The sequence below is a fragment of the Bacillus sp. XF8 genome (assembly GCF_017498755.1).
GTDB classification, from domain to species: domain Bacteria; phylum Bacillota; class Bacilli; order Bacillales; family Bacillaceae_G; genus Bacillus_A; species Bacillus_A bingmayongensis.
In genome coordinates this window covers 20871-42145 of record NZ_JAGDQK010000025.1, presented here as the reverse complement: position 1 = coordinate 42145, position 21275 = coordinate 20871, and the positions used below count along the sequence as shown (strand labels likewise).

15 protein-coding genes, 1 pseudogene and 1 riboswitch are annotated in these 21275 nt (G+C 35.2%); of the genes and pseudogenes, 11 read left to right on the top strand and 5 right to left on the bottom strand.

Going from position 1 to position 21275, the window contains the following annotated elements; genetic code table 11:
* Nucleotides 1-135 precede the first annotated feature (135 nt).
* The 3 genes from J4P91_RS16480 to J4P91_RS16470 all read left to right on the top strand — a co-directional run bounded on the left by J4P91_RS16480 (nucleotide 136) and on the right by J4P91_RS16470 (nucleotide 5763).
* Entirely contained in the window at nucleotides 136-1773 is a 1638-nt protein-coding gene (locus J4P91_RS16480; RefSeq protein ID WP_207994980.1) for a PTS transporter subunit IIBC, read from the top strand.
* Between the two features lie 3 nt (nucleotides 1774-1776).
* Nucleotides 1777-2568, top strand: coding sequence for an endonuclease/exonuclease/phosphatase family protein (locus J4P91_RS16475; protein ID WP_207994979.1), 792 nt, complete (start codon nucleotides 1777-1779; stop codon nucleotides 2566-2568).
* 306 nt (nucleotides 2569-2874) lie between these two features.
* A complete protein-coding gene (locus tag J4P91_RS16470) occupies nucleotides 2875-5763 on the top strand; it encodes a YhgE/Pip domain-containing protein (protein ID WP_207994978.1) in 2889 nt (962 codons plus the stop codon).
* Between the two features lie 58 nt (nucleotides 5764-5821).
* Here J4P91_RS16470 and J4P91_RS16465 read toward each other — a convergent pair whose 3' ends face one another.
* On the bottom strand, nucleotides 5822-8011 hold the full coding sequence (locus J4P91_RS16465) for a DNA topoisomerase III (protein ID WP_207994977.1): 2190 nt from the start codon (nucleotides 8009-8011) through the stop codon (nucleotides 5822-5824).
* A 712-nt stretch (nucleotides 8012-8723) separates the two neighbouring features.
* Here J4P91_RS16465 and J4P91_RS16460 point away from each other — a divergent pair.
* The 8 genes from J4P91_RS16460 (at nucleotide 8724) to ilvA (ending at nucleotide 16625) form a co-directional block, all read left to right on the top strand.
* On the top strand, nucleotides 8724-9677 hold the full coding sequence (locus J4P91_RS16460; protein ID WP_026049353.1) for an ABC transporter permease: 954 nt from the start codon (nucleotides 8724-8726) through the stop codon (nucleotides 9675-9677).
* The gene (locus J4P91_RS16455) at nucleotides 9667-10638 is read left to right on the top strand and encodes an iron chelate uptake ABC transporter family permease subunit (RefSeq protein ID WP_017154073.1); all 972 of its coding nucleotides are present in this window, start codon (nucleotides 9667-9669) and stop codon (nucleotides 10636-10638) included. Before J4P91_RS16460 ends, J4P91_RS16455 begins: the two co-directional genes overlap by 11 nt.
* Nucleotides 10632-11390, top strand: a complete 759-nt coding sequence (locus J4P91_RS16450) for an iron ABC transporter ATP-binding protein (RefSeq protein ID WP_207994976.1) — start codon at nucleotides 10632-10634, stop codon at nucleotides 11388-11390. The genes J4P91_RS16455 and J4P91_RS16450 overlap by 7 nt, the downstream gene beginning before the upstream one ends.
* 73 nt (nucleotides 11391-11463) lie before the next feature.
* Complete coding sequence (locus J4P91_RS16445; protein WP_017154071.1) at nucleotides 11464-12405, top strand: siderophore ABC transporter substrate-binding protein; 942 nt, start codon at nucleotides 11464-11466, stop codon at nucleotides 12403-12405.
* A 303-nt stretch (nucleotides 12406-12708) separates the two neighbouring features.
* Nucleotides 12709-12818, top strand: a riboswitch (TPP riboswitch).
* A gap of 60 nt (nucleotides 12819-12878) precedes the next feature.
* Complete coding sequence (thiM, locus tag J4P91_RS16440) at nucleotides 12879-13697, top strand: hydroxyethylthiazole kinase (protein WP_340139933.1); 819 nt, start codon at nucleotides 12879-12881, stop codon at nucleotides 13695-13697.
* Nucleotides 13698-13703: 6 nt separating this feature from the next.
* Nucleotides 13704-14366, top strand: a complete 663-nt coding sequence (gene thiE, locus J4P91_RS16435) for a thiamine phosphate synthase (RefSeq protein WP_374192052.1) — start codon at nucleotides 13704-13706, stop codon at nucleotides 14364-14366.
* A gap of 325 nt (nucleotides 14367-14691) precedes the next feature.
* Nucleotides 14692-15309, top strand: a complete 618-nt coding sequence (locus J4P91_RS16430) for a hypothetical protein (RefSeq protein ID WP_207994975.1) — start codon at nucleotides 14692-14694, stop codon at nucleotides 15307-15309.
* A gap of 107 nt (nucleotides 15310-15416) precedes the next feature.
* Nucleotides 15417-16625, top strand: a complete 1209-nt coding sequence (gene ilvA / locus J4P91_RS16425; RefSeq protein ID WP_207994974.1) for a threonine ammonia-lyase — start codon at nucleotides 15417-15419, stop codon at nucleotides 16623-16625.
* Nucleotides 16626-16697: 72 nt separating this feature from the next.
* Here ilvA and J4P91_RS16420 read toward each other — a convergent pair whose 3' ends face one another.
* From J4P91_RS16420 to J4P91_RS16405, 4 genes and pseudogenes are all read right to left on the bottom strand, one after another.
* Complete coding sequence (locus J4P91_RS16420; RefSeq protein WP_017154066.1) at nucleotides 16698-18011, bottom strand: anaerobic C4-dicarboxylate transporter family protein; 1314 nt, start codon at nucleotides 18009-18011, stop codon at nucleotides 16698-16700.
* Nucleotides 18012-18527: 516 nt separating this feature from the next.
* Nucleotides 18528-19397 (bottom strand): L-serine ammonia-lyase, iron-sulfur-dependent, subunit alpha, encoded by an 870-nt coding sequence (gene sdaAA, locus J4P91_RS16415; RefSeq protein ID WP_207994997.1) that lies wholly within the window; start codon nucleotides 19395-19397, stop codon nucleotides 18528-18530.
* A 72-nt stretch (nucleotides 19398-19469) separates the two neighbouring features.
* Nucleotides 19470-19880, bottom strand: a pseudogene (gene sdaAB, locus J4P91_RS16410) (L-serine ammonia-lyase, iron-sulfur-dependent subunit beta); the annotation flags it as partial.
* Nucleotides 19881-19913: 33 nt separating this feature from the next.
* Complete coding sequence (locus J4P91_RS16405; protein ID WP_207994973.1) at nucleotides 19914-20948, bottom strand: PTS sugar transporter subunit IIC; 1035 nt, start codon at nucleotides 20946-20948, stop codon at nucleotides 19914-19916.
* Nucleotides 20949-21275: the final 327 nt, after the last annotated feature.

Genomic DNA, 21275 nt, shown 5'->3' with positions numbered 1-21275 from the left:
CAATGTGAAAACGCTTTTATTAAAATAGGTTTATGAAAACGTTTGCGCTGAAAGAGGGTATCGTTTTCATAAACAAAAAGAAATTATTATCTATATCATTAGGGATGTTATAAATTAAAGGGGAGGAAGAAACAGATGAAAATTACGTCTTTTGATTTTTGGCAGAAGTTCGGGAAAGCATTGCTAGTTGTTGTAGCGGTTATGCCAGCTGCAGGTTTAATGATTTCCATCGGTAAGTTAATTGGTATGTCTGCTGGGGATGTAAATGCTGTACATACCATTGCCAGAGTAATGGAAGACATTGGTTGGGCGATTATTACAAACTTGCATATTTTATTCGCAGTAGCGATTGGGGGATCTTGGGCGAAAGATCGTGCAGGCGGTGCATTTGCAGCGCTGTTAGCATTCGTCTTAACGAACCGGATTACAGGAGCTATATTTGGCGTTAACGCTGAAATGTTAACGGATTCAAAAGCGAAAGTTTCTTCATTATTAGCTGGGGATTTACTTGTAAAAGATTATTTCACTTCTGTACTTGGTGCACCAGCATTGAATATGGGAGTATTCGTAGGGATTATTACAGGTTTCTTAGGAGCTACCTTATATAATAAATATTATAACTACAATAAATTACCACAAGCGTTAGCATTCTTTAATGGAAAACGATTTGTACCGTTTGTTGTAATTGTTTGGTCTACAATTACTGCTATTGTTTTATCACTTTTATGGCCATTCATCCAAAGTGGATTAAATGAATTTGGTCGCTGGATTGCAGCATCAAAAGATAGTGCACCAGTTGTTGCACCGTTCGTATATGGGACATTAGAGCGTTTGTTATTACCATTTGGCTTGCATCATATGTTAACGATTCCGATGAACTATACAGAGCTTGGCGGAACATATACGATGTTAACTGGATCGAAAGTTGGTCAGATTGTCGCAGGACAAGATCCATTATGGCTTGCATGGATTACAGATTTAAATAACTTGTTAGCAAATGGTGACACAAAAGCGTATAACGATTTATTAAATAATGTTGTTCCAGCGCGTTTCAAAGCAGGGCAAGTTATTGGTTCTACAGCAGCATTAATTGGTATTGCGTTTGCAATGTTCCGTAATGTTGATAAAGATAAACGTGCAAAATATAAACCAATGTTCTTATCTGCAGCGTTAGCAGTATTTTTAACAGGTGTAACAGAACCAATTGAATTCATGTTCATGTTTATTGCACCGGTATTATATGTTGTATACGCAATTACAACAGGACTTGCATTTGCATTAGCGGATTTAATTAACTTACGCGTCCATGCATTTGGATTTATTGAGTTAATTACACGTACACCAATGATGATTAATGCGGGATTAACAAGGGATTTAATTAACTTTGTTGTTGTATCAGCAGTATTCTTTGGTTTAAACTTTACAGTATTCAATTTCTTAATTAAAAAGTTCAATCTACCAACGCCAGGACGTGCCGGTAACTATATTGATAACGAAGACGAATCTTCAGAAGGAAAAGCGGATATAAAAGAGGGTTCATTAGCGACAAAAGTTATTGATTTGTTAGGTGGGAAAGATAATATTGCGGATGTAGATGCTTGTATGACACGTTTGCGTGTAACAGTAAAGGATTTAGACATTGTTGCACCAGAGGCACAGTGGAAGCAAAATGGAGCTTTAGGTCTTATTGTAAAAGACAAAGGTGTTCAAGCTGTATATGGTCCGAAAGCTGATGTATTAAAATCAGATATTCAAGATATGTTAGGTGCATAATAAATGAAATTACTCACTTTAAACTGCCATTCTTGGCAAGAAGAGAATCAAATAGAGAAAATAAGACATCTTGCTAAAACGATTCAAGAAGAAGATTATGATGTTATTGCCTTACAAGAGGTCAGTCAGTCTATAAAAGCTCAAAGTGTATGCGGTAACAAGAAAAACGATAACTTTGGTCTTGTATTACTTGCAGAGCTAGAGAAGCTGGGTTCAGGAAATTACAATATTGTTTGGGATTTCTCGCATATTGGTTATGACATATATGAAGAAGGGTTAGCGATTATAACGAAGCATTCAATTGTAAAACAAGATTCTTTCTTTGTATCAGAAAGTAAGGATACTTCTTATTGGAAAGCACGTAAAATTGTTAGTCTAACAATCTCTTATAAAGGTAAGTATATAACCTTTTATTCTTGTCATCTTGGCTGGTGGAATGATGAAGAAGAATCGTTTCAAGGACAAGTGGATTGCTTAATGGAACATATGAATAAAAATGAATTCTCTTTTCTAATGGGCGATTTTAATAATAACGCTCGTTTACAAGGAGAAGGATACGATTATCTCATTCAAAAAGGGCTTTATGACACATACGAGCTAGCTTTGGAAAAAGATGAAGGAACAACTGTACAAGGGAAAATTGCTGGTTGGGATGAAAATAAGCAAAATTTACGAATTGATCTTATTTTAAGTAACAAACCAACAACAGTTATTTCTTCAAAAGTTATTTTCAATGGTGTAAATCGAAATGTTATTTCAGATCATTTCGGAGTAGAAATTCAATTGGACATATAATATAGAAGAAATCCTCATAGCTATGTAAGCGCTGTGAGGATTTTTTTCTGCGAATACAAGTATTTCCAAGAGAAAATACTTGTATTTTTTATGACATTTCCTATATATTTGTTATTACTGAATGTAAAACTAATTTGGTCATTTTGTATGAATACTTTATCGGCTTCGTTATATAATGAAGTAAGTAAAAGATTTTGGGAAAATAGTACATTTTCGTTTAATCCACGATGTAGAAAATGATATAATTGCAAAATGCATGTATCATTTTCTAAAGAAGGAAAAATATATAATTAGGTGATAGCTTATATGAAACAAATATGGCGTATTTATACGACGGACTTACGGAATGTAGCCAAACATTGGGCTGCAATTGTAATTGTATTAGGGCTAATGATTTTACCATCGTTATATGCATGGTTTAATATCAAAGCTTCTTGGGATCCTTATGGAAATACAAAAGACGTTCCAATAGCAGTTTCTAATGAAGATGTTGGATCAAACTTGCGTGGGAAAGATATTAACATCGGGAATGAAATTGTTGATTCACTAAAAGAGAACAAAAATCTTGGTTGGAAGTTTGTTGATGAAAAGCAAGCAATTCATGGAGTAGAACACGGAGAATACTATGCAAGTATTACAATTCCGAAAGACTTCTCAGAAAAAATTGCAACAGTCATTAGCGATAATCCACAAAAACCAGAACTTGATTATTTTGTGAATGAAAAAGTGAACGCCATTGCACCGAAAATCACAGCAAAAGGTGCATCAGGTATAACAGAAGAAATCAGTAAAAACTTCGTTAAAACAGCAAACGGTGAGATTTTTCAAGTTTTCAATGACCTTGGAATCGATTTAGAAACAAACTTACCAAGTATCGAAAAAGTAAAAGATCTTGTATTCAAGCTAGAAGCACAGTTCCCAGAAATGTATACACTTGTGAATACAGCATTAGATGATGCGACTAGAGCGCAAGACCTTGTAAAAGTTGCACAAGAGGATTTACCGGTCGTGGAAAGTGTCATTAATGATGGGCAGGCAACGTTGAAAAGTTTAGATGAATTTTTCGCACGAAATGATGAAACATTAAAGAACGCACCAGGAACAATTAAGAGAGATTTAACGGTTCTACAAAAAGGTATGGATGGCGCAGCGGCCATAACTGATTTTTTAATGGGGCCAGGAATTAACTTGGATGTTCCAAATCTTTCACAGTTACCTAAACTTCCTGAGTTTCCGGCAATGCCGCAACTACAAATTCCGGAATTGAATACTGAGGGATATAAAAATATTGCAAGCACTATTAATCAAACAGTAAACAGTGTATTGAATTCAGCACGTACAGGAACTGCATATGCGAAAAGTGTAATGGATGGGTTACAAAATGGAAGTATTGATCCTGAAATAGCCAAGAAAAACATCACAACTGTTTCTAATAATCTCCAAACCCATATAGATAATCTTTCTTCAATCATTACGATGATGTCTACACTTCAGCAAAATGCAACGACTGATTTTGGTAAAGATTTCTTTAGTAAAAGGGTAGAACATTTAACTGCTATTAGAGATAGTCAACAAGATTTAAATAATCGATTTAAACGTCTTAATGACCTAATTAGTACAGGGCAAGAAGTAAAACAAGATGTGAGAGATGGAATTAACCAAAAGCTAGATGCAACGAATGCTTTAATTGATAAAGCTGAGAAAGATTATAATGAAACGTTTGTAGCAGATTATCAAAAAGCGGTTAGTACTGCTGAACAAGTAGGACAGCTTAAAGATCAGGCCGCTAATACAATAAATGAAACATATGACAAGACAAAGGCTGAATATAATAAAGTAAGAGATGGAATTGAAGAGGTTAAATCTAACGCTCAAAAAGCAGTGGAAGATATACAAAATAAAGGTATTAATGGATTAGATTCAACAAAAGTAGCTTTAAATAGTTTAAACAGTCAATTCCAAGCGACTTCAAATATGATTGGTGATATGATTCCTGTCTTAGAGAATGCCAACAAAGTTTTAGCTGATGTAAATAGCGATAAAAACTTTAATGATCAAATTGCGAAGTTGAAAAAAGCACAAGATGGTCTACAAAAAGGCATGGAATTAACGGATAAAGGAATTGACGCTATTAATAAAGGACAGCAACCAGCAAAAGATGTCATTGAAAGTATTAATGAAGTATCGAAAAATGTTTCAGCTGAATTAGGTGACATTTTAGCAAGATACGATTCAGAAATCGTTCCGAACTTCAATGCAGCAATTGCTCGTACAAAAGAGATGTCAAAAAATACATCTAAGATTTTAAACGATGCAGATAAAAAGCTTCCAGATGTAAAAAAACTGCTAGAAGATTCATCAAAAGGCTTAGTAGAAGGTAAAAAGAAAGTTGAAGATATTAAAGCAGAAATGCCAGCTACTGAGAAGAAAATTAAAGAATTAGCAGATAAAATCCGCAAGTTTGAATCAGAAGAGGATATAAAAGATATTATCCGTTTATTGAAAAACGATGTTGAAAAGCAAAGTGATTATTTTGCAAATCCAGTAAATTTAAAAGAAAATAAATTATTTGCGATGCCGAACTATGGTTCTGCGATGTCACCATTCTATACAGTGCTTGCGTTATGGGTAGGAGCATTGTTAATGGTTTCGTTATTAACAGTAGAAGTACATGAGGAAGGCGCAAATTATAAGAGTCATGAGATTTACTTCGGACGCTTCTTAACATTTTTAACAATTGGTCTTACGCAGGCGTTTATCGTATCAATGGGTGATATATTCTTACTCGGTACGTATGTAGTCGATAAATTCTGGTTTGTTTTATTCAGCTTATTTATCAGTGCAGTCTTTGTTTGTATCGTATACTCACTCGTTTCTGTTTTTGGAAACGTTGGGAAATCGATGGCGATTGTTTTACTGGTGCTGCAAGTAGCTGGATCAGGCGGGACATTCCCAATTCAAATGACGCCACCGTTCTTCCAAGCAATTTATCCATTCTTACCGTTTACGTATGCAATTAGTGCCCTTCGTGAAACAGTAGGTGGAATGCTTTGGGATATTGTAATAAGAGATCTTCTCGTGTTAAGTGTCTTCATCGTAATCATGCTTATTATCGCATTATTACTGAAAACACCGATTAATAAGTCGAGTGAAAAATTTGTTGAGAATGCAAAAGGAAGTAAGATCATTCACTAATTAGAAAAGGTTCCTACCAAATTTGGTAGGAACCTTTTCATTATCTTTAAAGATAGGTTTAATCAAATTTTAATTTTTTTAATGCTTCTGCTAGCGCGTTATTCAAAGGTTCTTCTTGCTTTTGTTGCTGCTTCATATATTTTTGGACGTAACGCTTATCAGCTTTACTACCAGACTCTTTCTTACGGCGTTCTTGGAATGAAGAAAGCTTCTCACGATATCCGCATTTACATGCGAAGATTTGACCGTCTCCTTCACCGCGAAGTTCTAGTTTTTTCTTACATTGAGGGCAGCGTGCGTTTGTAGTACGGGATACATTTTTACGGTGACCGCATTCGCGATCTTGGCATACAAGCATTTTCCCTTTTTTTCCATTTACTTCTAGCATTGGTTTACCACAGTCTGGACAAGTTTTTGTTGAAATATTGTCATGCTTATATTTTTTATCGCTCGATTTAATTTCGGCAACAATTTCTTTTGTATAGTTTTTCATTTCTAAAATGAATACTTCTTTTTTTAGTTTGCCGTTTGCGATTGCCTCAAGCTTTTGTTCCCACTCGGCAGTTAGGGTAGGAGATTTTAATTCTTCTGGTACTAAATCAAGTAACTGACGGCCTTTTGATGTAATGTGAATATCTTTACCGCGCTTTTCGATTAAGAACGAATTGAATAGTTTGTCGATAATGTCGGCGCGTGTAGCTACGGTACCTAGTCCACCAGTTGATTTTAACGTGTCAGCAAGTTTTTTATTTTGCGTGCCCATGTACTTTGTAGGGTTTTCCATTGCTGAAAGTAATGTCGCTTCATTAAAGCGTGCAGGTGGTTTTGTTTGACCTGATGTTTGTGCAATTAGTTTCACGTTTAATGTATCGCCTTTTTCGATGCGAGGTAAGATCTGCTCTTTTAAATCTTCAGCTGCATCGTCATCTTCAAATCTGTTTTCATATACTTCTTTCCAACCAGAATTTAAAATTGTTTTGCCACGTGCAACGAATGTTTCATCACCAATTTTTGTGCGTAACGTTAGTTGTTCATATTCGAAGGCTGGGAATAAAACTGCTAAGAAGCGTTTTATAACTAAATCATAAATTTTGCGTTCTTTATCTGTGAAAGCTGAGAAGTTTACATAGCTTTCTGTTGGAATGATTGCGTGATGATCACTTACTTTACTATCATCAACAAACGATTTAGCAGATTTGATTGGTTTATTTAAAATCTTATGAGCTAAAGGACGATATTCTCCTACCCCGCACGCCTTCAGGCGTTCTGGAAGTGTTCCTACAATATCAGATGAGATATAGCGTGAATCTGTACGAGGATACGTTAAAACTTTATGTTGCTCATACAATTTTTGCATAATATTTAACGTTTCTTTTGCGGAGTAACCAAAGATTTTATTCGCATCACGTTGTAGTTCAGTTAAATCATAAAGACCAGGAGAGAATGATTTTTTCTGCTTTTTCTCAATTTCCACGACAGTAGCATTTTGTTTGTCCAGTTTTTTCACAATTGCATCCGTTTTTTCTTTATCAAAACTACGTCCATTGCCTTTAGCATCTTGCCAAGTTAGTTTTAACTTGTCTGTTGTTTGGGCTTCGATACCGTAGTATGTTTGTGCTTTGAAGTTTTTAATTTCGTCCTCACGACCTGCAATGATAGCAACAGTAGGTGTTTGTACACGACCACAGTTTAGTTGTGCATTAAACCTTGTAGTTAATGCACGTGTTGCATTAAGGCCGATATACCAGTCAGCCTCCGAACGTGCGACAGCCGAAGCGTATAAATTGTCATATGCTTTACCTGGCTTTAAGTTTGCGAAGCCATCTTTGATTGCTTTATCAGTAACAGATGAGATCCATAGACGTTTGATAGGTTTATTAATTCTAACTTTATCAATAATCCAACGAGCGACTAATTCGCCCTCTCTTCCTGCGTCTGTAGCTACAATTATTTCATTTACATCTTTTCTAATCAGTTGGCTTTTAACGGCATTAAACTGTTTGCCAGTTTGCTTAATCACTGTCAATTTCAAACGATCAGGTAGCATTGGCAGATCTTCTAGATTCCACTTTTTGTATTTCACATCATAGCTTTCTGGATCTGCTAATGTAACAAGATGCCCTAAAGCCCAAGTAACGATATATTTATTACCCTCAAAATAACCATTTCCTTTTTTATCACACTGTAGTACACGTGCAATATCACGTGCAACAGAAGGTTTTTCAGCAATTACAACACTTTTTGCCATATTTAAAACATCCTTTCAAGTTTCCGTAAGTTAAATATAGCATACATCCTGTGCGGATTCAGTTATGCCGAAGATTCTAACCTTTTGTTATTAATTAAATACTCTACATCTTTAAATAGTTAAGATGTGAAAGTTTTAGTATTTCGTATATAACAAAATAATTGTTTTTTTTGAAAGGAAAAACAATTATTTTGCAAAGTGGAAAAGTATCAAAGCGCGATGTTGTGAAGTATATGAAACAACAAAATTAAGATGATGAACCACGTAATCCTGCGTTAGCGGAAGTGTTGGCGAAATTCAAGTTTGGTTCAAAAACATAAGAAGAAAGCCCAGTTTTCCTTATCTCAAAGGGGAATTAGGTTTTTTTGTTAATCTTGTAGACAGGATAGGTTTCCTTATATGAATAAAAAAGCGATATAAATAAATGGTATTCGTTGACATCGTAAATGAATTTCATTATCATTAAATAAGGTTGACTGATTATTGCTAAAATGTCAGATATAAAATCAATTATTACATATAGTAAAGTATGAGTTTAATTGATAATCAAAATCATTTGTATCCCGCATGAACGGGTAGTAGGAAATACTTACTAGTGAAAGTTATGTTTTATATCATTCTATGTATAGATGAGGGGGATAAAATGATAGGATTATAGTCTGTTTGAAATCAAATGATGGCGACAGAACATAATCTGCACCATGAAGAAATTATGAAAAAAAGATATTTGTTTATCATGCTTATTGTTTTATCAATTGCGTCTATTTTTATCGGTGTAAAAGATATTAAGCCGACAGACATTTTACATTTAGATCAAGGACAGCTCCAAATTTTACTTGTTAGCAGATTACCGCGCTTAATTAGTATTATTGTAGCCGGTATTAGTTTAAGTATAAGTGGCTTAATTATGCAGCAATTGAGCAGAAATAAGTTTGTATCTCCAACAACTGCGGGGACGATGGATAGCGCAAAGTTAGGCGTTTTAGTTTCATTGTTGCTATTTACGTCAGCAAGCCCACTTGAAAAAATGTTGGTAGCATTTATTTTTGCGTTAGCTGGCACATTTTTATTTATGCAAATTTTGAAGAGAATTAAGTTTAAGGATACAATTTTCATTCCACTTGTTGGGATTATGTTTGGAAATATTATTAGTTCCATTACAACATTCTTTGCTTATAAATATGACTTAATTCAAAATATCAATTCATGGCTACAAGGTGATTTTTCAATGATTATGAAGGGAAGATATGAAATTTTATATTTAAGTATCCCGCTTGTGATCATTGCCTTTTTATACGCAAATCGTTTTACCGTTGCTGGAATGGGAGAAGATTTTGCAGCGAATTTAGGGATGAATTACAACCGTGTGCTAAATATCGGTCTCATTATCGTCGCTTTAATCTCTGCATTGGTTGTCTTAACTGTCGGAATGATTCCGTTTTTAGGGCTTATTATTCCAAACATTGTTTCGATTTACCGCGGGGATAATTTGAAAAATAGTTTACCTCATACTGCTTTACTCGGAGCAGTTTTCGTACTTGCTTGCGATATACTTGGCCGCATCGTGATTTATCCGTACGAGATTTCTATCGGTCTTACAGTAGGGGTAATCGGAAGCGGAATCTTCCTTTATTTATTGATGAGGAGAAACGCATATGCAGCATAGAAAACAAACAAATCATAAAAAAATGTTGGCAGTGCTTGCCATTTTATCAATTGTAGCCATTGGGATATTTTTATTTATTAACTTAAATATGAATACGTTAGATTATGCATTGCCAAGAAGAGGGAAGAAATTATTGGCAATGGTTATAACGGGCGGAGCAATTGCGTTTTCGTCTATGATTTTTCAAACAATTAGTAACAACCGTATTTTAACACCTAGTGTCATCGGTTTAGATTCACTTTATATGTTTATTCAAACATTTGTTGTGTTTGTGTTTGGATCGCAGCATATCGCGATGATGAATACAAATATTAACTTTCTTATATCCATAAGTTTAATGGTTGTCTTTTCGCTATTTCTTTATAAATTTCTCTTTAAGAGGGAAGGCAACAATATTTACTTCTTATTGTTAATTGGATTAATATTTGGTACATTCTTTCAAAGTTTATCTTCCTTTATGCAAGTGCTCATTGATCCAAATGAGTTTCAAATTGTACAAGGAAAAATGTTTGCTAGTGTAAATAACGTAAAAACAGAGTTACTTGTAACGTCTATTATTGGAATTGTATTAGTTATTGCATATGTGTATAAGGAACTGAAGTTATTAGATGTACTATCACTAGGAAGAGAAGAGGCTATTAATTTAGGTGTAGACTACGATAAAGTTGTGAAAAAGCTGTTAATTGTAATTGCGATTCTAGTTTCTATTTCTACAGCACTAGTTGGACCAATTACATTTTTAGGATTACTTGTAGTTAACGTTGCGCGTGAATGTTTACGTACATATCAGCACAAATATTTAATAGCAGGTTCTATATTTATTAGTATTATTGCCCTAGTAGGGGGACAATTGATTGTTGAAAGATTATTTGAATTTAATACAACTTTAAGCGTTATTGTGAATTTTGTTGGTGGAGTATACTTCATCTATCTTCTATTAAAGGAGAGCAAGACATGGTAGAAGTAAGAAATGTATCAAAACAATATGGAAATAAAAATGTTGTTGAGGATGTCTCTATTAAAATAGCAAAAGGGAAAATAACATCCTTTATCGGGCCGAATGGAGCTGGAAAAAGTACAGTTCTTTCTATGATGAGCAGGCTGTTAAAAAAAGATGCTGGTGAAATCTATATAGAGGATAAAGAAATTGGCGAATGGAAGAGTAATGAGCTTGCCAAAAAAATCTCTATTTTAAAGCAAACAAATCATATCAATTTAAGACTTACAATTCGGGAATTAGTTAGCTTTGGAAGATTTCCATATTCACAAGGTAATCTATCAAAGGAAGATTGGAATCATATTGAAGAAGCAATCCGTTATATGGAGCTTGAAGATATTCAATATAAGTATTTAGATCAGCTCAGTGGTGGGCAACGGCAAAGAGCATATATCGCCATGGTCATTGCTCAAAATACAGAATACATTTTGCTAGATGAGCCGCTTAACAATTTAGATATGAAACATTCTGTCCAAATTATGAAAGTACTGAGACGCTTAGTTGAAGAGCTTGGCAAAACAATTGTTATTGTCATTCATGATATTAACTTTGCTTCTTGTTACTCCGATCGCATCGTTGCTTTGAAAGATGGAAAAGTAATGAAAGAAGGAGCAACAAATGAAATTATTGATCCGGTTGTTTTGAAAGATATTTATGATATGAATATTCATATTGAGGAAATTGCCGGAAATAATATATGTATTTATTTTTCATAGTGGGGGTTATTTTGGTAGTACTAGCTTACTATCTATTTAAAATAATTTTTAAAAATTTATAGAGGTGATTAAAGTGAAAAAATTAGCAATGCTATTATTAACTTTCATGCTTGCAATTGTAGCTGTAGCTTGTAGCAACAACGCTTCTTCTGATAAAAAAACAGAAGCAAGTGAAAGTAAAGAAATTACGATTAAGCATAAATTAGGAGAAACAAAAGTTAAAACAAACCCGAAAAAAGTTGTCGTATTTGACTTTGGTTCATTAGATACATTAGATAAATTAGGTGTTGAAGTAACTGGTGTACCACAAAAGAGTGTACCAAAATACCTTTCTAAATATGAAGATAAAAAATACACAAACGTTGGTGGTTTAAAAGAGCCAGACTTTGAAAAAATTAATGAAATTAATCCAGATTTAATTATCATTTCTGGAAGACAATCTGATTCATACAAAGAATTTGAAAAAATTGCTCCAACAATTTATGTAGAACAAGATACAAAAGATTATATGAAATCATTTAAAGAAAACACAGAAATGTTAGCGAAAATCTTCGGTAAAGAAGATCAAGCGAAAAAAGAAATTGCAACAGTTGAAAAAGATATAAAAGCATTAAATGAAAAAGCTACGAAAAGTGATAAAAAAGGTTTAATTATCTTAGCAAATGACGGTCAAGTAAGTGCATATGGTCCAAATTCTCGCTTTGGTATTATTCATGACGTATTTGGTGTAGCTCCTGTGGATACAGAACTTAAAGCGGATACGCATGGTAATAAGATTTCATTTGAATACATTCTTGAGAAAAACCCAGATTACTTATTTGTAATCGATAGAGGTGCTGTTGTTGGCGGTAAATCTTCTGCAAAACAAGTTGTGGAAAATGAAATTGTTAGCAAAACGAATGCTGCGAAAAACAACAATGTAATCTATTTAGATGCAAACTACTGGTACCTATCTGGTGGCGGACTTGAGTCTGTATCAGCAATGGTGAAAGAAGTATCTGAAGCCTTAAAATAATAAGATGAGAAACAGTGATAGGATTCATTTCCTATCACTGTTTTTGTATATAAATATGGATTGAAAGACCGACATAAAACCATTCCTTTTAGGTGGTAGAGAGAATCCGCCGGTGGATAGAAGCGGTCAGTTCCTTTTTTAGCCCCATGCCATGTGAAAACAGAAGGAGAAAATGAGAGGAAGTCTCTTTTTATTTTTCATAGCCGCAATTTATATGTTGGAAAATCAACTTGGATTTATATATGATAGAGTAAAGAACTTGTTATTTTACTAGAATAAGAGTAGACTCTGAAGTAGATGAATAAGAAAACACATGGGAGTTTGCGGATGCAAACTGAGAGTACGGCTAATCTGTCGTTGACCATTTGAACCTGTTGGATAATGCCAGCGTAGGGAGAGTGTAAAAGCACATGTTCAGGCACTTTGCATACGCGAAGTGTCTTTTTGTGTATCTCCCACTATTAAGTTAGGAGATGAAAAGAATGAATATACAAGAAATCAAAAAAGTAGTGGAGAAAGTAAGAGAATCTAATCCACTTGTGCATAATATTACAAATGTTGTTGTGACAAATTTTACAGCGAATGGCTTACTTGCATTAGGGGCCTCACCTGTTATGGCATATGCAAAAGAAGAAGTAGCGGAAATGGCTAGTATTGCTGGAGCACTTGTTTTAAACATGGGTACACTTCGTCCTGAAGAGGTAGAAGCAATGTTACTTGCTGGTAAATCAGCGAATACGAATCATGTACCAGTATTGTTTGATCCAGTTGGTGCAGGCGCAACTTCTTATCGAACAGAAGTTGCAAGGTACATTCCAAGTGAAGTGGATTTAGCAATGATTCGCGGAAATGCAGCGGAAATTGCTAATGTAATTAATGAGAAATGGGAAATTAAAGGTGTCGATGCTGGAATCGGAAACGGTGATGTTGTAGGAATTGCGAAACAAGCGGCAGATGAACTAGATACAGTTACGGTGATTACCGGAAAAGAAGACGTTGTGACAGATGGTGAGCGAACTGTTATCGTTCGTAATGGTCATCAGATTTTAACGAAAGTCACAGGAACAGGCTGTCTATTAACTTCTGTAATGGGAGCATTTGCAGCAGTTGAAAAAGATTATGTAAAAGCAGCAGTTGCTGCATTAACATTTTATGGCGTGGCAGCAGAAATAGCTGCTGTTAAAACAGTAGAATTAGGACCAGGAAGTTTCCAAATTGAATTTTTGAATCAGCTAGCAAACACTACTGCGAATGATATCGAGCAATATGGAAATCTCCAAGAGGTGCAGTAAGAGGGGATGAGAGACATGGCGCGTATTGATAAACAACAAATGTCCAAATTATTGCAAGTATATTTTATTATGGGAAGTAATAACTGCCAAAAGGACCCATTACAAGTAATGAAAGAAGCACTAGATGGCGGAGTGACACTTTTTCAATTTCGTGAAAAGGGAGAAGGAGCTTTAACTGGAGAGAACAGGTTGCATTTTGCTAAGCAGCTACAAGCGCTTTGTAAAGAATATAATGTTCCATTTATCGTAAATGATGATGTGGAATTAGCAATTGAATTAGATGCAGATGGTGTTCATGTCGGGCAAGATGACGAAGGAATTACATCAGTTCGTGAAAAAATGGGAGATAAAATTGTCGGAGTATCTGCTCATACGGTAGAGGAAGCACATTTTGCAATTGCAAATGGGGCGGATTATCTAGGAGTAGGACCTATCTTTCCAACGAGCACGAAAAAGGATACAAAAGCAGTACAAGGAACGAAAGGTCTGCGTCATTTTAGAAAGGCGGGGATTACAGTCCCGATTGTTGGAATTGGAGGAATTACAGTTGAAAATGCTGCTTCTGTTATAGGAGCGGGGGCAGATGGAGTTTCCATTATTTCAGCGATAAGTTTAGCAGATTCACCTTATGAAAGTACAAAAAAACTTATAGAACAAGTAAATAAATAAAAAAGGGGAGGCAGCTTAAATAGAAATAAGCCGCCTCCCCTTTTTTATTTAGTAATAGTTTGTATTTCAATGACGAGTTTTAATGGGTATGGAAAGGTAAAAATAGGGATTTGAGTTTTTTTTGTAGGAAAAGGATGATTGGTGATAGATACTACTCTTAAAATGGGATTGGAAAATCCATACGCTCAATTTTGGAAAAAGAGTGATCTCGTTATTTGGGGACAGCAAAAAGTATGATTGATGAGGGGCAATAATCAATGGAGGGTGAAGAAATTCCCAGGGATAAAAGTTATACTTTATATAACGTATATAGGGAAGTGAAAATTTGAATACAAAAAAAGATATAAGGCTATATAAAGGCATTTATTATAGTGTTTTTTTTCCGTTAGTTTTTGGGTGTGTATGTTTAGTTACATGGCCAGATAGTATATTATATGTTATTTCCGGTTTGCTTTTAAACCTTTTTTTGGCTGTATTTTCTTACTTATTTAAGTGGGAACAGTATTTAGGGTGGCGCATTTATTTTGGTATTATTCAATTTGATTTATCTTGCATATTTACTTTAGTCGCAACTTGGTATAGATGGGGAAGTAAGGGGTTTATTGGTGTTGGAATGGTAGGGTATTTTTTGATATGTAAAATAATAGGTTATAAATTTCGTGAAACTATTTTAAAAGAAGCAATTAATCCAAAAACAACAATTGGAAAAATGATTTATGGAGTAGGTTTTTTAGGTGGGGGAACTGCAGGATTTGCAGGTTATTTTTTTAATACAGAGCTGAACGGAAGGTATGGAGAGCATGTAGGCGGTGGGATTGTATTAGGAATACTATCGGTGGGACTTTTATTAATATCAATGTTTTTTCAAGCTACACATTATAAAATTGATCATCCAAATTTTGATGCTTTTGGAAAGAAAAATCAAAGATTCAAGGACGGATGATTATCTCAATATGTAACAGAATAGATTAAAGTTTTACTTTTCAGCATAAAAACATTGGTGCGGCTCAAACTAACATGTATGAATATATCCGTTTCGGAGGCGACAACATGATTTCTTTACAAGATATTATAGCTGCTCATGAGAAAATGAAAGGCATTGTACATATGACACCGCTGGATTATTCAAGTACATTCAGTGAGTTATCGCATAATGAAGTGTATTTAAAACTTGAAAATTTACAAAAGACGGGTTCTTTTAAAGTGCGAGGCTCTTATAATAAGATGGTTTCTCTTGATAAAGGTGAATTAGAAAATGGAGTTATTGCAGCATCTGCTGGAAATCACGCACAAGGAGTCGCTTATTCTAGTAATATGCTCGATATTCCCTGTACGATTGTGATGCCCAAAGGTGCACCGCTCAGTAAAGTGCTTGCGACTAAGCGATATGGTGCACATGTGGAATTGCAAGGTGATGTATTTGACGATGCTTTAGCTTATGCACTTGATTTAAAAGAACAAACGGGTGCGAAGTTTGTTCACCCATTTGATGATGATGCTGTAATTTCTGGTCAAGGGACGGTAGGTTTAGAAATATTGCAGCAGCTTGATGACGTCGAAGCTGTTATTTGTCCAGTTGGTGGCGGCGGCTTAATTGCAGGTGTTGCGCTGGCGATTAAAGAACAAAAACCGTCGGTGAAAATATATGGTGTACAAGCGCTTGCTTGTCCGGGGATGAAGCAATCATTGCAAGAAAAGAAAGTGATAACAGTAGATGGGGCCCCAACTATGGCAGATGGTATCGCTGTAAAAAGGCCAGGTGATTTAACATTTCAGCTTGTAGAGCGATATGTAGATGATATTTTTTGTGTGGATGAAATGGAAATTGCGAGAACGATGTTAATGCTACTTGAAAGAAATAAATTATTAGTAGAAGGCTCAGGTGCTAGTTCATTAGCTGCTTTACTCTATCAAAAAATTCCTGTGAAAGAGAAAAAAGTTGTGTCGATTTTAAGTGGTGGAAATGTTGATGTTAACTTCATTACTCGTATTATTGAACATGGGATGGTTGAAGCTGGCCGATTTGTTCATATCGCAACAATGATTAAAGATAAACCAGGACATTTGCAACACTTACTCGAAATTGTAACAAGTTTTGAGGCGAACGTATTACATATTCATTTAGAGAGAATTGGAACAAAAGTGTTTCCAGGGTATGCACAGCTCCATTTATCATTAGAAACAAAAGATAAAAATCATATTGAAGAAGTATTAAGTGGGATAGAAAAGAAAGGGTATAACGTAGAAATTGTTGAATGAATAATTTAAACAAACGTTTGATTAAATGAAAAAGCACAAACTTTATTCAGAAAAAGTTTGTGCTTTTGTATGTTAAAACATAATTGAAATGAGTAGCATCCCAATTCCAATGGAAGCGAATGTTGCGACTAGACCAGGAATCATAAAGCTATGATTTAATACATATTTACCAATACGTGTTGTTCCTGTACGGTCAAAGTTGATCGCAGCAACAATTGTTCCGTAGTTTGGAATGAAGAAATAACCGTTTACTGCCGGGAACATTGCAATAAGTAGTGCAGGTGAAATGCCGAGTGACAATCCAAGTGGCATTAACGCACGTACTGTTGCTGCTTGACTATAAAGTAAGATTGATAAGATAAATAGTGCAATTGCGAATAACCAAGGTGCACTTGTTACTAAGTGTTGAATGGATCCTTGAATCATATTTAAGTTTCCATTGAAGAATGTGTCTCCCATCCAAGCGATACCGAAGATTGCAACAACGGCTGTAGCACCTGCTTTAAAGACATTGCCAGATACAATGCTCTCTACATTTGGTTTACAGAAGATAATAATAAGAGCAGCAATTGTTAGCATAATCATTTCAATTGTGTAAGGCATCGATAGACGAACCAACTTTCCATCTACCATCCATCCTGGACGAAGGGCTTCAAATGAGCCAAGAAGAACAACAAAAATTGTTGCGAATAAGAAAAGAAGAACAGATAGTTTCGCGCCTTTTGTTCCGGTGAACTTTTCCTTTTCTTCGAGTTTAGGAATCATGCCTTCTTTTAAACGCTTTAAGTATTCAGGATCTTCGTTTAATTCTTTACCCAGTTTGCTTGCAACGAAAGCTGCTAACATACAAGCAATGAAAGTAGAAGGAATACTTACTTTTAAAATATCTAGCAGTGTGATTTTATAATCAGCTAGCATTGCTAGAAGTGCAACAGTTGCAGCTGAAATTGGACTTGCTGTAATTGCTTGTTGTGAAGCGATTACGGCAATGGACATCGGACGTTCTGGTCTGATTCCTGATTCACGTGATACTTCTGCGATAACAGGGAGTACTGAATAGGCAACGTGACCAGTCCCTGCGCAAAATGTAAATAAATACGTAACAATTGGTGCGAAGAATGTAATACGCTTCGGATTTTTACGAAGTGCTTTTTCAGCGAGATGGACAAGATAATCCATTCCGCCTGCGGCTTGCAGTGCGCCAGCAGCTGTAATTACTGCTAGAATCATCAACATAACGTCAATAGGTGGAGCGGTAGGTTGTAAGTGGAAGACGAATACGAGTATTGCCATACCAACTCCGCCCATCACTCCTAGTCCAACTCCGCCAAGGCGTGCACCGATAAAAATGCAGAGTAATAAGGTAATAAATTGTAGCCAAAACATAATAAAATACCTCCAACATTCATATGGTAAGATATTTTTGAATAATTTAATTTGAATGATAATTATTAAATTAAACAAATAAAAACCTTTTTTATTATATAACACATAAAAAGTAACATTCACTATAATTGGTAAAATTATTTTACAAAAATAATCGTAAAAATGTAATTTTTTAATATAGTGTTTTATGATTGAAGCAGTTATGTAATCTGCTTATCATGGAAGATAAATTTGCGAAAAATAAGAAAATCGAATAATGGGAGTTAAAAGGAGGGAAGAATTTCAACTAGTATTACTGCCCGTAAAAGCCCGATTCGTGAGGGTTAATAATCAGTGGGGAATGAAGAAAAAAACTGATTAAAGTTTTGCTTTATGTGTAAATAATCCCCACTCTATTGTTGATATATAAGTTAGAATGGGGATTAAGAAAAATATGAGTTAGAAAAAACATAGAACTATTTTGTTATGAGAGAGTTTTACAGACCAATGTTTTTTCTTTTTTATAGTGTTTAAAGATTATTTATTAAAGATTTTTGCTTCTAATTTACGACCAGTTGGAGTTGCAGCTAAACCTCCCTCTGCTGTTTCACGTAAAGCTGAGGGCATCATACGGCCGATGCTATACATTGCATTAATTACTTCGTCACAAGGGATAGCAGATATAATACCAGCTAATGCCATATCAGCTGCAATTAATGCGTTCGATGCACCACCAGCATTTCGTTTTACGCAAGGTACTTCTACAAGGCCTGCGACAGGATCGCATACAAGGCCTAATAAATTTTTTAATGCAATACTAAACGCCGTTGCACATTGTTTTGGTGTACCTCCTGCCATAGCAACTGCACCAGCTGCCGCCATTCCGCTAGCCGTACCGACTTCAGCTTGACAACCACCAGCAGCTCCAGAGATGGAAGCGTTGTTGGCAGTGACAATTCCAAATGCAGCAGCTGTAAATAAAAATTCTAGCATTTGTTCTTCTGTTGCTTGTAATTTTTCTTTTACTGCAAATAATACACCAGGAACTGTACCAGCTGATCCTGCGGTTGGGTTTGCACAAATAATGCCCATTGCTGCATTTACTTCATTTGTTGCAACAGCTTTTGCAACTGCATTGAGGATGATATCTCCCGAGAGTCCTTTTTTACTTTCAATATACTGTTTCATTAATACGGCATCACCCCCAGTTAAACCAGTGATGGATTTAACCCCTGCTAGTCCTTGAGAAATAGCATTTTCCATAATCGTAAGCTTTTTTTTCATACGGTCGATTACTTCTTCGCGAGAAGATTCTGTAGCTAAAATTTCTTGACGAACCATGATTTCAGCTATAGACACGTTTTCTCGTTTTGTTAATTCTAGAAGATCTGCGACTGTTTTGAACATCATAATTATCAATCCTTTACTGGAAGTTTTGTATGTAGGAGATATTGCTAATGAATACTAACTTACACGTTTACCGTCAATCTCTGTAATTTCCATCATACCGCCACCGATTGAAATACCGACTAATTCCATCTTTCGCGAGCCTTTTATTAACTTAAGACGAGCTGTGTTTGGATGTTCACTTTCTTCTTCACATTCATGAAAATTAACATTCATCCCGATTGCTTTTGCTAGTTTTAATGCTTTTGGAATACGCGAGTCATCTGTTGGAAATCCCATTAATCCCCCGACAATCGCTACATCTGTTCCATGGCCTTTATATGTTTTTGCAAATGAACCATAAAATGAAATATTTACTTCTTCTGGTTGTTCACCAAATAGTGTTCTAGCTTCAACACCTATCCGAGCAGCACCAGCAGTGTGGGAACTAGAAGGACCTACCATAATTGGACCAATAATATCGAACATTGATTTGTATTTCATGTTTTATTCCTCCAAGCTTAGTTTTTTTATAGATTAAGCAGCGATTTCTTGTGAAACTTCTCTAATTTCGTCACTTCTACGAATTTTAAAGTTTTTAAAGATTAATGAGCCGATAAAACCGGATAATAAGCCAGTGGCCATAATGGTTGCTGCGCACATTAGTACTTTTACTGGATCGTTGAATCCAAACATTACCATTAATCCAGCAATTGGAGTTGCTGTGCCCACAGCATTATTGATCAGTCCAAACGATGCAATAATTACGCCGGCAATCATGCCACCCATTGCGTTTGTTAAATAGATAGGAATTGGATTTGCAGCGATAATATCGATTTGTGTTAATGGTTCAATTGCAACTGCAGTTGTAGTAGATTTGTTACCAAATTTCATACGCTTGAATAGCATATAGTTAACAAAAGAAGAGCTTGTTACTGATAAAGCACCGATTGCCATTGGCATACCAGTTAAGCCAATTAAACTTGTTAAAGCCATGGAACTTAATGGGCTCATGCCAACGATTGGAATAATTCCGCCTAGAACAATTCCTAATAAAATTGGATTTCCAGTACCAGCAGATACTAAAACGTCACCAATATTTTGTAAAATTCCGACTACTATTGGTGCAATTGCTTTTGCTAATAAACGCGCTACAACTGGAGCAACTAATACAGCGACAATTAAATCGATACCTTCTGGAACACGTTTTTCAATTTTTTTAATAAGGAAAGAGACTAAGTAACCAGCTATAAATGCAGGTAATAATTTAAAATCAGCTAAAGCTACACCAACCATCATTGAATAGACCGGATTTACCCCCATTTTTAAACAAACAAGTGTACCGGCAGCGATCCCGCCAAGGCCACCTGCCATTTGACCGAGCTCTTTTAAAAATGGAATTCCGATTAAATCACCTGTTACATAACTATGAAAGGCTTCTACTAAGAACGTCGCACAAGCAGCGCCAGATAGACCACCCATAGCTTTCATTCCATTAGGAGCTTTAAAGCAAAATAATGACATACACGAAAGTACAGCGAGTAACAGTAAAGTACCTTTTAACATTTCCATACTAATTCAGTTCCCTTCATTCATTTACTTTTTAAATATAATTATCGGGAGAGTGTAAACGTTTTCTCTGGAGGCGATAAAACATAATTATTTGATCGGTTATCTCTCGACGCCATCATTATAACCTGTATATTTATGAGATTAATATTTTTGTGTTTTCAGAAAAGACATATAAACAGAACTTTGAATGACTAATAAATCGAATTGGTTAAAAGGAAAATGTGTCCATTATTTGAAGGTGTATCAATAGTTAATGGGGAAAATATACTACAGATTTCTTTTGATTAACAAGTTGATTATATTGAAAAATTGTTAGTAGGGTACATA

Bases quoted from the DNA above. Each gene is read 5' to 3' on its own strand.
- J4P91_RS16480 (WP_207994980.1), top strand. From the start codon at position 136: ATGAAAATTACGTCTTTTGATTTTTGGCAGAAGTTCGGGAAAGCATTG.
- J4P91_RS16475 (WP_207994979.1), top strand. From the start codon at position 1,777: ATGAAATTACTCACTTTAAACTGCCATTCTTGGCAAGAAGAGAATCAA.
- J4P91_RS16470 (WP_207994978.1), top strand. From the start codon at position 2,875: ATGAAACAAATATGGCGTATTTATACGACGGACTTACGGAATGTAGCC.
- J4P91_RS16465 (WP_207994977.1), bottom strand. From the start codon at position 8,011: ATGGCAAAAAGTGTTGTAATTGCTGAAAAACCTTCTGTTGCACGTGAT.
- J4P91_RS16460 (WP_026049353.1), top strand. From the start codon at position 8,724: ATGAAAAAAAGATATTTGTTTATCATGCTTATTGTTTTATCAATTGCG.
- J4P91_RS16455 (WP_017154073.1), top strand. From the start codon at position 9,667: ATGCAGCATAGAAAACAAACAAATCATAAAAAAATGTTGGCAGTGCTT.
- J4P91_RS16450 (WP_207994976.1), top strand. From the start codon at position 10,632: ATGGTAGAAGTAAGAAATGTATCAAAACAATATGGAAATAAAAATGTT.
- thiM (WP_340139933.1), top strand. From the start codon at position 12,879: ATGAAAAGAATGAATATACAAGAAATCAAAAAAGTAGTGGAGAAAGTA.
- thiE (WP_374192052.1), top strand. From the start codon at position 13,704: ATGAGAGACATGGCGCGTATTGATAAACAACAAATGTCCAAATTATTG.
- ilvA (WP_207994974.1), top strand. From the start codon at position 15,417: ATGATTTCTTTACAAGATATTATAGCTGCTCATGAGAAAATGAAAGGC.
- J4P91_RS16420 (WP_017154066.1), bottom strand. From the start codon at position 18,011: ATGTTTTGGCTACAATTTATTACCTTATTACTCTGCATTTTTATCGGT.
- sdaAA (WP_207994997.1), bottom strand. From the start codon at position 19,397: ATGTTCAAAACAGTCGCAGATCTTCTAGAATTAACAAAACGAGAAAAC.
- J4P91_RS16405 (WP_207994973.1), bottom strand. From the start codon at position 20,948: ATGGAAATGTTAAAAGGTACTTTACTGTTACTCGCTGTACTTTCGTGT.